The organism is Tropicimonas sp. IMCC6043 (assembly GCF_004146235.1).
GTDB lineage: Bacteria > Pseudomonadota > Alphaproteobacteria > Rhodobacterales > Rhodobacteraceae > Tropicimonas.
The window spans coordinates 89,722-102,891 of sequence record NZ_SELO01000011.1 but is presented as its reverse complement, the minus strand read 5'-3'; the positions used below and the strand labels follow the sequence as shown (position 1 = coordinate 102,891).

The following is a 13,170-nucleotide window of genomic DNA, read 5'->3' as shown; positions in this document are numbered from 1 at the left end:
TGACCCGAGCAGGAAGGTGCCCTTGCCCCCCTTGAGATACGACCTTCCCCACGCGGCTCCGGGCCAGGCGATCGGCCTTTTGGGCGGGTCGTTCGATCCGCCGCACGAAGGACATGTCCACATCACTCGCGAGGCGCTCAAGCGCTTCGGGCTCGACCGGGTCTGGTGGCTGGTCAGCCCCGGCAACCCGCTCAAGCCGCACGGGCCGGCGCCGCTGGCGCGTCGGTTGGCGGCGGCGCGGTCAATGATGGCGCATCCGGCCGTTACAATAACCGATCTGGAGGCGCGGTTGGGCACGCGCTACACGGCCGCGACCCTGATGACCCTGATGAAGGTCTTCCCGGACAGGCGTTTCGTCTGGCTCATGGGAGCGGACAATCTTGCGCAGTTCCACCGCTGGGACAACTGGACGTGGATCCTCGCCAATGTCCCGGTCGGCGTACTGGCGAGGCCCGGCGGGCGGATGGCGGCGCTCAACGCGCCTGCGGCAAGGTTCGGCCGACACTGGCGCCTCCCCGCCTCTGAGAGCCGGCGCCTGCCGTTCGTGCAGGCACCGGCATGGTGCTTCTGCAACATGCCGATGCTGGAGGTCTCCTCCAGCGCAATCCGGGCGCGCGGCGACTGGCGTTAGGACATCCTCTCGTACCCACAGGTCCGGCCGGCGCGACGAGGCAGCCTTGCGCGTCAGTCCGGATTGCTGACGCACCACCGGTGCGCGTCGATGATCTCGGACGCCAGAAGATCGGCATCGGCGTCCTGCATGGCGTAGCCGATTACCGAGGCCCGGATGATCTTGCGGCCGGCCCATTCGCCATGCGTCGGATAGACCCGGCCGCGCGCCTGGACCCGCTGCAGAACCCGCATCGTGAGAGCGTCACCCTCCGCGCCCTCGCCACAGGTCATGGCAACCTGGTTGCTGTGGATCCGGTTCAGCACATGCAGGCCGGGCTCCGCCGCCACGGTCCTGGCGATCCGCTCCGCGAGGCGGCAATGGCGCGCTACCATCTCGCGCAGGCCGGTCCGGCCGAGAGTCCGCAGGATGGCATAGCTGGGAACGCCGCGCGCGCGCCGCGAGAGCTCCGGCGTCGAGTCGCTCGGTTCCCAATGCGCCGTGGTGTCGGGCAGATAGGCGCCGCGCGCGGACATCGAGGCGACGAGCGGGGCACGGTCCTTCACGATCACCATGCCGGCGTCGAAAGGCGCGTTGAGCCATTTGTGCAGATCGACCGCCCAGCTGTCCGCCTCGGCGACTCCGGCCAGCCTGTCGGCCAGCTCCGGCACCGCCGCCAGCCACAGGCCGAAGGCCCCGTCGACATGCACCCAGCCGCCGACATCGCGCACGAGGGGGATCAGCTCGGCGAAAGGATCGAAGGCGCCGGTGTTGATCTGGCCGGCCTGCAGGACGACCAGCGGCGGCGCCGGAGCCCGTTCCAGAGCGGCGCGGAAGGCATCCGGCCTGATCCTGCCTTCCTCGTCTGTATCGACGAGGTGGACGCGGCTTGCACCGAGGCCGGCGTAGCGCAAGGCGGCGAACGGCGCCGAATGCGCGTGCCGGCCGATCAGGACCGGAATCTCGGGCGCTCCGAAAAGCCCGTCGGCCTCCACGTCCCAGCCACGGGCAGCCAGCAGCGCATTCCTGGCCGACATGACCCCGACCATGTTCGCGACCGTGCCCCCGGTCACCAGGCCGGCACCGCTGCCGGCAGGCAGGGTCAGAAGGTCGATGACCCAGTCGCAGACCGCCCTTTCCATGCCGGTGATCGCGGGGGTCTCGTAGGCCGACCCGGCGTTCTGCCCCCACGCCGATACCAGGAAGTCGGCCGCGACACCAACCGGGTGCGACCCGCCCAGCACGTAGCCGAAGAAGGTCGGGCCGGCCATCTTGTGCACGCCCCCCTCGGCCTTGCGCAGAATGTCCTCGATGACCTCATCGCCGGGAAGTCCCTCGTCCGGAAGCGCGTCGAGGAACCGTCCAGCCGCGTCGTCGAGCGACAGGGTCGGACGCGCGGGGTATCCGGGCAGTTCCGCGCGATAGCGCGACGCGGCGCGCGCGGCGGTATCCAGGGCACGTGCCTGCGCCTCGTCGAGGCCACCGCCCGGCGGAATCGGTCTTTCCATGTTGCCCCCCATTTCCATGTCCCGGAATGCTAACCGGAATCCCGGCGCATTCCATGGAAATTGGTTGCGGACGGTTCTCAGACCCGACTGGCTGCGCCTAGGCGCGCCCGATCACGTTCCGTTGCCGCCCGAGCCCTTCGACCGTGGCTTCCATCACCTGCCCCTCGCGGAGGAAAGTCGGAGGGTCCATTCCAAGGCCAACGCCCGCGGGCGTGCCGGTGGCGATGACGTCGCCCGGCTGGAGCGACATGAAATGGCTAATGTAGCTCACCAGATGCGCGACCGGAAAGACCATGTCGGACGTGGTGCCATCCTGCCGGCTCTCGCCATCGACCGTCAGGGTAAGGCGCAACGCCTGGCAATCCGGGACCTCGTCCGCAGTGACGAGCCAGGGACCGAACGGCGCGAAGCTGTCGGCCGACTTGCCCTTCACGAACTGGCCGCCGCGGTTCTTCTGCCAGTCGCGCTCGCTGACGTCGTTGAGAATGCAGAAGCCCGCGACAAGCGCCATCGCCTCGGCCTCCGGAACATAGCGCGCCTCGGTACCGATCACCGCGGCGAGCTCCACTTCCCAGTCGACGCGCTCGGCGCCGCGCGGGATCAGCACCGGGTCCATCGGCCCCGTGATCGCGCTGACCGCCTTGGAAAAGAGCATCGGCTCGCTGGGGAGCTCGGAGCCGGTCTCTGCGGCATGCTCGGCATAATTGCGCCCGATACAGATGATCTTGCCAACACCGCCGACGCAGGGGCCGATGCGCGGCGCGCCCTCGACGACCGGAAAGTCAGCCGGGTCGCGCGCGCGAAGGTCCGCGAGCCGATCCGGTGCGAGTGCTGCGCCGTCGAGCTCCGGCAGCACTGCCGAGATATCCCGCAGCGTCCCGTCTGCCGCCAGCATCGCCGGCCGTTCCCGGCCCGCCGGGCCAATCCGCAAGAGTCGCATCGCATTCTCCATTCTTATTCGGCCGGACAAGGACATAGCTGGCCCGCGGGCGCAAGCCGAGGTTTCGGCGATTGGCGCAGATATTGGCGCTGTCCCGGCGGCATCCTTGGCGCTAGTCTGTTTGGGGACGCCGGCGCCTTTTCGTCGGCCGCGGTCAGGAGGTGTGACGATGCGGAGCAGGACATGCAATTTGGCGGCCGCCCGGACAGCGGCCGGGCTCATGTTGGCCGGGCTGGTGCTGGCGGGCTGCGAACCGTTCGGGCCGAATCCCTCCGGCGAAGCCATCCTGCCGGACACCACGCGGCGGATAAGCGCTTCCGCGGAACGCTCAGCGCAGCTCGGGACGGGCACAAGCCGCGACGACATCCCCGAACTCACCGGCGCCCCCGGTCCGGACGGCCGCTGGCCGGCACCGGTTCCGACCTCCCGCGAGACGGCCTACCGGGACGCAATGCAACTCGTCGTGGGCTCGGAAGGGCCCTGGGCACTAACCCGCTAGCGCCGCGTCTGACGGAGTGCGCGGAGGGGACGAAAAAACTTCACGTTCCCTCTTTTCATCTTCCCCGCGCTTCGCTATCTACGCGCGGCCTACCTGATCACGTGCGGTCGTGGCGGAATTGGTAGACGCGCAGCGTTGAGGTCGCTGTGGGGTAACTCCCGTGGAAGTTCGAGTCTTCTCGACCGCACCAATTTCCCGGAATACTTGTCGCCCAGGCGGCCGTCACGCACTGTGTGGCGCCGAAGGAGAGCCGATGTCCCGGGTTATTGGTAGGTCCTTTCCTCAAGCGGCGTCTTTGTAATCATCTGGCGGCAGGACGACAGGAACGCCGCTTCAGGAGCGGACAGCCTGCGGTTCGGGTTGGTCAGAAGGTAGATGTTGATCAGCGGGAGTTCGTCATAGGGCGGAAGTTGCCGCAACTTGCCGAAATCCACATCGTGTCGGGCAACGTGCAGCGGCAGCGCTCCGATCCCTATATCCGCGACGATCATCCGGCGGAGTTCGTGAAGATTGGCCGAGACGCCACTCCAGCCGGTTTCGATCTTCGCCCGCGCCCGCAGGCGTGCAACGGGGTCCAGCGGTCCGTCCTCCGTCTCTGTCTGAAACGACACGGAGGGTTCGCCCTCGATATCGGAAAGCGCAATCGACTCGGCGTCGAAGAGCCTGTGGCGCGGGCCGCAGAACAGGCCGAAATATTCCCTGTAGAGGATCGATGCCTCAAGACCCGACGGGATCTCCTGAAGCAGGCATATCCCGAGGCTGGCGCGGTTCTGGCTGATACGGGCACGGATTTCCTCGCTCTCGGCCACGGCAAAGGAAAAGGTGACCTGCGGGTTCTGCTGGGAAAAGGCGTGCAACACATCGTCGAAATGGGTCGAGATGACATGGCTGGCGATCGCCACGGAGATGTGGCCGCGCAGGACCTCGCCGCCCACTTCGAGCAGGGAAGGAAGCTGCGAGACCGTTCCGAAGATCGAGCTGCATTCCGTGTAGAGCATCCGTCCAGCCTGCGTCACCTTGAATTCATGTGGCTTCCGGACGATCAGCGTCTTCCCCGTGGCGTCTTCGAGCCGCTTGAGCGCTGCCGAGACGGTCGGCTGTTTCAGACCGAGGAAGCTGGCGGCGCGGGAGATGCCGCGCTGTTCGACAACGACCATGAATGTCCGCAGGAGATTCCAGTCGAGCTGCCAGGGGAAACGCTGTTCGTAGGGCCTCACTATCGATCTCTTCTATGATGATAATTCGTATTATTTATTTGCTCGATGCCTCCGGCCGTGCAAGCTTTTTGTCAAGGCGGTTTGAACCGTCGTTTCGCCATTGGCCGCGCAGTACGCGGGAGAACCAGTGCCAAAGATCCAACAGGAGAGACAGATGACCAAGCGCAGAATGTTTTTGAAAGCCGCTGCCGCAGCCGGCAGCCTTGCACTCACCGGCCTCGTGGCAGGATCGCCTGCTGTTGCCGACGAGCTTGAGACGCTCAAGGAAAAGGGTGTGATCCGGATCGCCATGTCCGGCGCCTACCCGCCGTTCAACTTCGTCAACGACCAGAACGAGGTCGTCGGGTTCGACCCGGCCATCGGCACCGAGATCGCCAAGCGGATGGGGCTCGAGGCCGAGATCGTCACCACCGCCTGGGACGGCATCATCGGCGGCCTGCTGGCCAACAAGTATGACGCCATCGTCGGCTCGATGACGATCACCGAAGAGCGCGACAAGGTCGTCGATTTCGTCGGCCCCTACTACACCACCAAGCGCGCGATCTTCACCAAGCCCGGCTCCGAATTCACCTCCGTCAGCCAGCTCGGCGACGCCAAGGTCGGCGTGACGCTTGGCGAGACCCACGAGGAGTGGGCCAGTGCGCAGGGCTATGACATCAACACCTACAAGGGCCTGCCCGAACTGCTGCTCGAGCTCGAGAACGGCCGGGTCGACGTGATCGTGAACGACTCGATCGCGGCGATCCTGGCGATGACCGAGAAGGGCCAGGAATTCGCGATGATCGAGGATTTCGAGACCGATGAATTCGGTGCCGGCATCGCGATCCGCGAAGGCAACCCGGAGCTTGCCGCGGCGATGCAGGAGGCGCTCGATTCCATGATGGAAGACGGCACCTATGTCGATATCGCCATGGAGTGGATCGGCGCCGACATCCGTTGACCGCGTCCGGTCCGCCGGCACTGCCCGGCGGACCATTCCCCCTGTTTGAACGAGGCTCGTCATGACGCCCGAATACGGCAAGCTGACATGGGAGGAGGTGCGCGATGCGGACAAGGATCGCGTGGTGATCCTCAACGTGTCGGCCACCGAGGACCACGGCCCCCACATGCCGCTTGACACCGACACTGTGCTGGGAATGGCCGTGGCCAATGGCGTGGCCGCGGCGGCGCCCGACGAGGTCTTCGTGATGCCGCCGGTCGCCTACGGCTTCAACGAGCACCACAAGGACTTTCCCGGCGTCATCTGGATTCAGCCCGAGACGCTGATCGCCTTCGTAACCGACATCACCAAATCACTCGCCCACCACGGTTTCCGGCGCATCCTGCTGCTCAACTCGCACGGATCCAACCATCCGGTGCTCGACCTCGCCGCGCGCAAGACGGTGATCGAGGCTGGCATAATCTGCGTCTCGGCCTCCTACTGGAACCTCTGTGCCGACCGAATCAACGCGGACCGCAAGTCCCGGATCGGCGGTATCGCCCATGCCGGAGAGTTCGAGGCCGCGATGTATGCCCATTTGCACCCCGAGCATGTGCATCTCGATAAGGCGACCGAGCAGAACCTGCACGATCCGGACAGCCGCTTCTTCAACCTCGACCTTGCCCGCGGCGGCGGCAAGGCGATGCTGATGCGCTGGTGGTCCGAGGTCTCGCCGGACGGAACGATGGGCGACCCGACCGTGGCCGACCCCGAAACCGGCGCGAAGTTCCTGAAATCCGCCATCGAGGAGACGCTGGCACTGGTGCGCGAGATCCGTGCACTGCCGATCCTCGAACGCAAAGATCATCACTAGGGGGCGTCGCGATGGATTTCGAGCTGATGCTACGGATCTATCCGTTCTTCCTGAAGGCGGCGGTGGTGACCATCGAGCTTTCGGTCCTGACGACGATCCTGGGACTGGTCTGCGGCGCGCTCGGCACGGCGGCGCGCCTGTCGCGTCACTGGTATCTCCGCGCGATCGGCGCCGCCTATGTCAGCGTCATCCGGGGCACCCCGGCGCTCATCCAGCTGTTCCTTCTCTATTTCGGCGGCCCGCAGATCGGAATCCAGCTCGACGCGTTCGAAGCGGGCGTGATCGGTCTCGGCGTCAATATCGGCGCCTACATGACCGAGACAATGCGCGGCTCGATCATCGCCATCGACAAGGGCCAGACCGAGGCCGCCCGCACGCTCGGGTTGTCGCGCTTCCAGGCCTTCCGCAAGGTCGTCCTGCCGCAGGCGTTGCGGCTGATGATCCGGCCGCTCGGGGTGAACATCAATGCGCTCATCAAGGGGACGGCCCTGGTTGCCGCGATCTCGGTGGTCGAGCTCACCTACACGGCGCAACGCTATATCGGCTCGACGTACAAGCCGTTCGAAATGTTCCTGCTCTCGGGGCTCCTCTACATGGTCATCATCTACGTGACCGGCAAGGGCATCTCCTATCTCGACCGCAAGGTGCGCCTGACATGAACCCGGACCGCCTGAAGGGATCCCGCCATGGGGCTTGATTTCACCGTTGTTCCGGCCTGGATCGACACGATCCTGCTTGGTGTGGTCTGGACCATCGCCATTACCGTCGCCGCCGCGGTGCTGAGTTTCGTCGGCGGTATCCTGTTCGCGGTGATCGCGCTCTACGCGCCCTGGCTCGTCCGCCAGCCCTTCCGCCTCTTCACTTGGCTCTTCATGGGCACGCCGCTGCTGTTGCAGCTGTTCCTGATCTATTTCGGGCTGATCCAGATCGGCATCGACCTGCCGGCCTTCGTCGCCGGCGTCATCGGCCTCGGCCTGCATTTCGCGGTCTACAATTCCGAGCTGATCCAGACCGCCATCATCGCCGTCGACAGGGGCCAGATGGAGGCCGCGCGCACGCTCGGACTTTCGCACAGCCAGGCACTGCGCAAGGTGGTCGTGCCGCAGGCGGTCCGCGACGTGATCCCGCCCATCGGCAACAACATGATCGCATTGCTCAAGGATTCGGCCCTGGTGTCGGTGATCGGCGTCACCGAACTGACGCTGTCGGCCCAGCTTGCAATTGGCCGCACCTACCGGCCGTTCGAATTCTACCTCGTGGCCGCCGTGTGCTACTACATCATCAACCTCGGGATGGAGGCCGTCCTGCGCCGCATCGAGCGTCGCATCGCGCTCTCCCGCTAACCCTGCGAGGCTCCCATGAGTGACACTCAGAATTTTGTCGAGATCCGGAACGCCCGGAAATCCTACGGCTATATCGAGGTCCTGAAAGACATCAGCCTCAACGTCGAGCGCGGGCAGATCGTCGCAATCATCGGCCCGTCCGGGTCGGGCAAGTCGACGCTCCTGCGCGCCATCAACGATCTCGACCCGCTCACCGGCGGCGAAGTCTGGCTCGACGGGGTGCAGGTCAACAAGACCCTGCCGCACCGGCAATACGAGAAGCATATCAACCAGATGCGCGAACATGTCGGCATGGTGTTCCAGCATTTCAACCTGTTCCCGCATCTCACGGTGCGCGAGAACGTGACGATGGCGCCGCGGCTCCTGAAAGGCATCTCGAAGGAGGAAGCCGACCAGCTCGCCGAAGAGCAGCTCCGCCATGTCGGCCTGCTCGACCGGATCGACTACTACCCGTCGCGGCTCTCGGGCGGGCAGAAACAGCGCTGCGCGATTGCGCGTGCGCTGGCGATGAAGCCCAAGCTGATGCTGTTCGACGAAGCAACCTCGGCGCTCGACCCCGAACTCGTCGAAGAGGTCAACCTCGTGATGAAGAAGCTCGCCGAGGAACACATGACGATGATCATCGTCACCCATGAGATGGATTTCGCGGCCTCGGTCTGTGACCGGGTGCTGTTCATGGACCAGGGATATGTGGTCGAGGAAGGGCCGCCCGAGGTGGTCTTCAAGAACCCAAAGGAGGAGCGGACCCGGGCGTTCCTCAGGAAACACCTCGGAGCCAACAAGTGAACGACGCGCCTTCGAACCTCTTCTACCAGTCGCGCAACCCGCGCCCGTTTCTTGACCGGGGCGAAGGGATCTATCTCTTCGACACATCCGGCAAGCGGTATATCGACGGCTCTTCCGGCGCGATGGTCTCCAATATCGGCCATTCGAACCCGCGGGTCCTCGCGGCGATGAAGGCGCAGATGGACCGTTCGACCTTCGGCTACCGGCTGCATTTCCGCACCGAGGCCTCGGAGGCGCTGGCCACCAAGACCGCGCAGATGATGCCCGGCGATCTCGACCGGGTGTTCTTCGTCTCCGGCGGATCGGAGGCGGTGGAAAGCGCCGTCAAGCTCGCCCGGCAATACGCGATCACCCAGGGCCAGCATAGCCGCTGGAAGGTGATCTCGCGCTTCCCGTCCTACCACGGCTGCACGCTCGGGGCGCTCGACCTGACGGGCTACGACCCGCTGGCCCGCCCCTTCGACCCGATGATGCGTGGCATGCCAAAGATCCCGGCGCCGGCGACCTATCTCGACCGGGACAACCTGACCGAGCACGACCGCGGGCTGAAATACGCCGAGATGCTGCGCGAGAGGATCCTGGCGGAGGGTCCGGAGTCGGTGCTCGCCTTCATCATGGAACCCGTCGGCGGCGCCTCGACCGGCGCGCTGGTCGCCCCCGCCAGCTATTACGGGCGGATCCGCGAGATCTGTGACGAGTTCGGCATCCTGCTGATCTATGACGAGGTGATGACTGGCGCCGGGCGGACGGGGCGGTTCCTGGCCGCCGAGCATTGGGGGATCGTGCCCGATATCGTGGCGCTCTCGAAAGGGTTCGGCGCCGGCTACGCGCCGCTCGGCGCGACGGTTGCGCCCGCGCGCCTCGTCGAGCCGATCCTCGATGCCGGCGGCTTCCTGCACGGTTTCACCTATGCCGGAAACCCGCTGGCCTGTTCGGCCGGCCTCGCGGTGCTCGAGGAGATAGAGACCCAGGGTCTCGTCGCCAACGCGGCCGCCATGGGCGAAGTCGTGATGGCGCGGCTCGCCGGGCTGATGGCGCGCTATCCCTTCATCGGCGATGTCCGGGGCAAGGGCCTGCTCACCGCCTTCGAGTTCGTCGCCGACCGCGAGACGATGGAGCCGCTGCCCGTCGGGCTGAACGCGCACAGCCGGCTGGTCGAACTGGCCTATGAACGCGGCCTCATCACCTATTCGCGCCGCACCCGCGGCGGGGTGGCGGGGGATCATTTCCTTGTCGCGCCTCCGCTGATCATCACCGAGGCACAGATCGACGAGATGATGGCGATCCTGGCCGACAGCCTCGACGCCTTCGCCGCCGAGGCCGGGCTGGAAACGGATTCGGCAGCATGACGATCCGACGCGCAACGGATGGCGATGCCGAGGTCATTGCCGCGATGCTCCTCCGGCTTGCCGAGGAAACCGGCGACGGGCCGCGGTTCTCGTCCACGGCCGCGGCGATCCGCACCCATGGCTTCGGCGAGAGCGCCCTGTTCGAGACGCTGATTGCCGAACGGCAGGGCAACGCGATCGGGATGGCGCTTTTCTTCCGCCACTTTTCCACCACGCGCGGCCAGCCCGGCGTCTATGTGCAGGATCTCTGGGTTTCCCCCGAGGAACGGGGCGGCGGGCTCGGTGCGGAGTTGCTGGCCGCCGTCGCGCGCCACGCTCGCGAAAGCTGGGGCGCCGCCTATCTTGCACTGACCCGTCACGGCCACAACGACGCGGCCGGGGCATTCTATGCCCGGCTCGGCTTCGTCGCGCAGGAGGATGACGTGCCGATGGTGCTCCAGGATTCCGGCTTTTCCGCCCTCGCATCCGGCAAGGTGTCGGAGGCCGCCGCATGAGACTGCCCGACAAGACGACGACGCTCAAAGAGGCTATTGCCGGCATTGCCGACGGGGCGACCGTCATGGTGGGCGGCTTCGGCGTGCCCGGCACGCCCTTCACGCTCATCCACGAACTGGTCCGCCAGGGTCAGCGCGGGCTGACGGTCATCAAGAACGACGCCAACGAGGCCGGCATGGGTATCGACCACCTGCTGGCGAACGGCCAGGTGGCACGGCTGATCACGACGCATCTCGGCCTCAACGCCCACGCGATCGCGCTGATGAACGCCGGCGAGATCGAGGTCGAGTTCTGCGCCCAGGGCATCCTCGCCGAGCGCATCCGCGCCGGCGGCGCCGGGCTTGGCGCGATCCTGACCGATATCGCCGCGGACACCGAACTGGCCGCGCAGAAGCAACGCGTCGAGATCGACGGGAAATCCTATGTCGTGGAGAACGCCCTGCGCGCCGATGCCGCGCTGATCCACGCCAACAGCGCCGATCCCTTCGGCAATCTCGACTACGTGGCCACCGCGCGCAACTTCAACCCGCTGATGGCGATGGCGGCGACGCGGGTGATTGCGGAAGCGGAGCGTGTGGTGCCGCTCGGCGCGCTGGCCGCCGATGACGTCCACACCCCCGGCCCCTTCGTGGATTGCGTGGTCGAACTCGGGGAACTCAGCAAGGAATACGCCGTTGTCCGACGCTAGGAAAAGGATGGTCGCGCGCGCGGCGTCCGAGATCGAGCCCGGCATGGTGGTCAATCTCGGCATCGGCCTGCCGACCAAGGTGATCGACCACCTCCCCGGGGATTTCCCGGTCTGCCTTCACACCGAGAACGGCCTGTCGGGGATCGGCCCGACCCTGCCGCCGGACAGGGCCGACCGGAACCTGATCGACGCGGGCGGGGCCTATGTCTCGACGGTGCCCGGCTCGGCGTTCTTTGACAGCGCGGTGAGCTTTGCCCTTGTGCGCTCGGGCCGGCTCGACCTGACCATGCTGGGAGCGTTCGAAGTCTCGCAGTCGGGCGATCTCGCCAACTGGAAGATCCCCGGAAAATTCTCCCCCGGCGCAGGCGGCGGGATCGAGCTTGCCCAGAAGGCGCGCCGCGTCGTCGTGCTCACCACCCACACTGATCGCGAAGGCAACCCCAAGCTCAAGGAGGCGTGCGTGCTGCCGGTGACAGCACGCCGATGCGTCTCGCGCATCTTCACCGAACTGGCAGTGGTCGACGTCACGCCCGAGGGCTTCGCCCTGCGCGAACGCGCCGAGGGTGTGAGCGTGGCCGAGATCGCCGACGCAACCGCGGCGCCGCTCACGGTGCCGGCCGGCGAGATTCCGACCTTCTGAGGACTCCGATGGACCAGCAATTGCAGACCCGCCTGCTCGATGCCGTGGATGCGGCCTTCGACGACGAATGCGCCTTTCTGTCCGAACTCGTTTCGTATCCCTCGACCCGCGGCAACGAGCAGAGTGCGCAGGATTTCATGGCACGAGAGCTGTCTGCACGCGGCCATGAGGTCGACCGGTGGCAGATCGACGTCGACGAAATCCGGGGCCTGCCCGGCTTCTCCCCGGTGCTCGGCCCTTATGACGACGCCATGAACGTGGTGGGCAGCCATCGCAGCCGCACCCGACAGGGGCGCTCGCTGATCCTCAACGGCCATGTCGACGTGGTGCCCGAAGGCCCGCGCGACATGTGGGACAGCCCGCCCTATGCGCCGCGCGTGGCCGATGGCTGGATGTATGGACGCGGTGCGGGGGACATGAAGGCGGGGCTCGCTTCCAACCTTTTCGCGCTCGACGCGCTGCGCGCCTGCGGCGTGGCGCCGGCGGCGGATGTCTTCTACCAGTCGGTGGTGGAGGAGGAATGCACGGGCAACGGCGCGCTAGCCTGCCTTGCGCGCGGCTACAGGGCGGATGCGGCGCTGATCCCGGAACCATTCTCCGAAAACCTGGTCTCCGCCCAGCTTGGCGTGATCTGGTTCCAGGTCCATCTCCGGGGATTGCCGACCCATGTCGCCTATGCCGGAAGCGGATCCAATGCGATCGAGGCAGCGATCCCGCTCATCTCGGCGCTGCACGCGATGGAGACGCGCTGGAACCTGCCCGAGAACCGACACGCGGACTTCGCGCACATGGATCACGCGCTGAACCTCAATGTCGGCAAGATCCAGGGCGGCGACTGGACCAGTTCGGTGCCCGCCTGGTGCGTGTTCGATGTGCGTATGGCGATCTTTCCCGGCCAGAGCATCGCCGCGGCCAAGGAGGAGATCGAGGCGGTCCTCATGGACGCGGCCCGCGAAAACGCCTTCCTGAAGAATGCCTTGCCGGAGATCGTCTATCACGGCTTCCACGCCGAGGGCTATGCGCTCTCGGCCGACAGGAGTTCCGCCGCCGCGCAGGCGATCGGCGCGCTCGACACGGCCCATGGCACGGTGACGGGCGAAGCCCTGGAACAGGCGCCGATCACGGCGACCACGGATGCCCGCTTTTTCGGCCTCTATGCCGACACGCCGGCGCTCGTCTATGGCCCCCATTCCGAGGCGATCCACGGGTTCAACGAGCGGGTCGACCTCGAAAGCATGCGACGGGTCACAAAGACCACCGCGCTGTTCATCGCCGACTGGTGCGGCGTCGAAGAAATCTGAA

15 protein-coding genes and 1 tRNA gene are annotated in these 13,170 nt (G+C 66.0%); 13 read left to right on the top strand and 3 right to left on the bottom strand.

Going from position 1 to position 13,170, the window contains the following annotated elements; genetic code table 11:
- Window positions 1-31 precede the first annotated feature (31 nt).
- Window positions 32-631 (top strand): nicotinate-nucleotide adenylyltransferase, encoded by a 600-nt coding sequence (locus EU800_RS12550; protein ID WP_129632836.1) that lies wholly within the window; start codon window positions 32-34, stop codon window positions 629-631.
- A 53-nt stretch (window positions 632-684) separates the two neighbouring features.
- Here EU800_RS12550 and EU800_RS12545 read toward each other — a convergent pair whose 3' ends face one another.
- Together EU800_RS12545 and EU800_RS12540 are read right to left on the bottom strand one after the other, a co-directional pair.
- Window positions 685-2,118 carry an aminotransferase class V-fold PLP-dependent enzyme gene (locus tag EU800_RS12545; RefSeq protein WP_165354651.1) on the bottom strand — a complete coding sequence of 478 codons (1,434 nt, stop codon included), beginning with the start codon at window positions 2,116-2,118 and terminating at the stop codon, window positions 685-687.
- 97 nt (window positions 2,119-2,215) lie between these two features.
- Window positions 2,216-3,058 (bottom strand): fumarylacetoacetate hydrolase family protein, encoded by an 843-nt coding sequence (locus EU800_RS12540; RefSeq protein ID WP_129632758.1) that lies wholly within the window; start codon window positions 3,056-3,058, stop codon window positions 2,216-2,218.
- 169 nt (window positions 3,059-3,227) lie between these two features.
- Here EU800_RS12540 and EU800_RS12535 point away from each other — a divergent pair, with 169 nt between their 5' ends.
- On the top strand, window positions 3,228-3,557 hold the full coding sequence (locus tag EU800_RS12535) for a hypothetical protein (RefSeq protein ID WP_129632755.1): 330 nt from the start codon (window positions 3,228-3,230) through the stop codon (window positions 3,555-3,557).
- A gap of 103 nt (window positions 3,558-3,660) precedes the next feature.
- A tRNA-Leu gene (locus EU800_RS12530) sits at window positions 3,661-3,747 on the top strand.
- Window positions 3,748-3,820: 73 nt separating this feature from the next.
- On the opposite strand, the gene EU800_RS12525 is transcribed toward EU800_RS12530, so the two are convergent.
- Complete coding sequence (locus EU800_RS12525) at window positions 3,821-4,774, bottom strand: LysR family transcriptional regulator (RefSeq protein WP_165354650.1); 954 nt, start codon at window positions 4,772-4,774, stop codon at window positions 3,821-3,823.
- 154 nt (window positions 4,775-4,928) lie between these two features.
- Here EU800_RS12525 and EU800_RS12520 point away from each other — a divergent pair, with 154 nt between their 5' ends.
- From EU800_RS12520 to EU800_RS12475, 10 genes are all read left to right on the top strand, one after another.
- Complete coding sequence (locus EU800_RS12520; protein WP_129632749.1) at window positions 4,929-5,714, top strand: transporter substrate-binding domain-containing protein; 786 nt, start codon at window positions 4,929-4,931, stop codon at window positions 5,712-5,714.
- A gap of 61 nt (window positions 5,715-5,775) precedes the next feature.
- On the top strand, window positions 5,776-6,567 hold the full coding sequence (locus EU800_RS12515) for a creatininase family protein (RefSeq protein WP_129632748.1): 792 nt from the start codon (window positions 5,776-5,778) through the stop codon (window positions 6,565-6,567).
- Window positions 6,568-6,578: 11 nt separating this feature from the next.
- Window positions 6,579-7,226, top strand: coding sequence for an amino acid ABC transporter permease (locus EU800_RS12510; protein WP_129632745.1), 648 nt, complete (start codon window positions 6,579-6,581; stop codon window positions 7,224-7,226).
- Window positions 7,227-7,253: 27 nt separating this feature from the next.
- Window positions 7,254-7,910, top strand: a complete 657-nt coding sequence (locus EU800_RS12505; RefSeq protein ID WP_129632742.1) for an amino acid ABC transporter permease — start codon at window positions 7,254-7,256, stop codon at window positions 7,908-7,910.
- A 15-nt stretch (window positions 7,911-7,925) separates the two neighbouring features.
- Window positions 7,926-8,696 carry an amino acid ABC transporter ATP-binding protein gene (locus tag EU800_RS12500; protein WP_129632739.1) on the top strand — a complete coding sequence of 257 codons (771 nt, stop codon included), beginning with the start codon at window positions 7,926-7,928 and terminating at the stop codon, window positions 8,694-8,696.
- Window positions 8,693-10,045, top strand: a complete 1,353-nt coding sequence (locus EU800_RS12495) for an aspartate aminotransferase family protein (RefSeq protein ID WP_129632736.1) — start codon at window positions 8,693-8,695, stop codon at window positions 10,043-10,045. Before EU800_RS12500 ends, EU800_RS12495 begins: the two co-directional genes overlap by 4 nt.
- The gene (locus tag EU800_RS12490; protein WP_129632733.1) at window positions 10,042-10,539 is read left to right on the top strand and encodes a GNAT family N-acetyltransferase; all 498 of its coding nucleotides are present in this window, start codon (window positions 10,042-10,044) and stop codon (window positions 10,537-10,539) included. Before EU800_RS12495 ends, EU800_RS12490 begins: the two co-directional genes overlap by 4 nt.
- Entirely contained in the window at window positions 10,536-11,228 is a 693-nt protein-coding gene (locus EU800_RS12485) for a CoA transferase subunit A (protein ID WP_129632731.1), read from the top strand. Before EU800_RS12490 ends, EU800_RS12485 begins: the two co-directional genes overlap by 4 nt.
- Window positions 11,215-11,868 carry a 3-oxoacid CoA-transferase subunit B gene (locus tag EU800_RS12480; RefSeq protein ID WP_242500551.1) on the top strand — a complete coding sequence of 218 codons (654 nt, stop codon included), beginning with the start codon at window positions 11,215-11,217 and terminating at the stop codon, window positions 11,866-11,868. The genes EU800_RS12485 and EU800_RS12480 overlap by 14 nt, the downstream gene beginning before the upstream one ends.
- Window positions 11,869-11,876: 8 nt before the next feature.
- On the top strand, window positions 11,877-13,169 hold the full coding sequence (locus EU800_RS12475) for an ArgE/DapE family deacylase (protein WP_129632728.1): 1,293 nt from the start codon (window positions 11,877-11,879) through the stop codon (window positions 13,167-13,169).
- Window position 13,170 lies beyond the last annotated feature (1 nt).

Bases quoted from the DNA above. Each gene is read 5' to 3' on its own strand.
- EU800_RS12540 (WP_129632758.1), bottom strand. From the start codon at position 3,058: ATGCGACTCTTGCGGATTGGCCCGGCGGGCCGGGAACGGCCGGCGATG.
- EU800_RS12520 (WP_129632749.1), top strand. From the start codon at position 4,929: ATGACCAAGCGCAGAATGTTTTTGAAAGCCGCTGCCGCAGCCGGCAGC.
- EU800_RS12545 (WP_165354651.1), bottom strand. From the start codon at position 2,118: ATGGAAAGACCGATTCCGCCGGGCGGTGGCCTCGACGAGGCGCAGGCA.
- EU800_RS12505 (WP_129632742.1), top strand. From the start codon at position 7,254: ATGGGGCTTGATTTCACCGTTGTTCCGGCCTGGATCGACACGATCCTG.
- EU800_RS12500 (WP_129632739.1), top strand. From the start codon at position 7,926: ATGAGTGACACTCAGAATTTTGTCGAGATCCGGAACGCCCGGAAATCC.
- EU800_RS12490 (WP_129632733.1), top strand. From the start codon at position 10,042: ATGACGATCCGACGCGCAACGGATGGCGATGCCGAGGTCATTGCCGCG.
- EU800_RS12515 (WP_129632748.1), top strand. From the start codon at position 5,776: ATGACGCCCGAATACGGCAAGCTGACATGGGAGGAGGTGCGCGATGCG.
- EU800_RS12485 (WP_129632731.1), top strand. From the start codon at position 10,536: ATGAGACTGCCCGACAAGACGACGACGCTCAAAGAGGCTATTGCCGGC.
- EU800_RS12535 (WP_129632755.1), top strand. From the start codon at position 3,228: ATGCGGAGCAGGACATGCAATTTGGCGGCCGCCCGGACAGCGGCCGGG.
- EU800_RS12510 (WP_129632745.1), top strand. From the start codon at position 6,579: ATGGATTTCGAGCTGATGCTACGGATCTATCCGTTCTTCCTGAAGGCG.
- EU800_RS12475 (WP_129632728.1), top strand. From the start codon at position 11,877: ATGGACCAGCAATTGCAGACCCGCCTGCTCGATGCCGTGGATGCGGCC.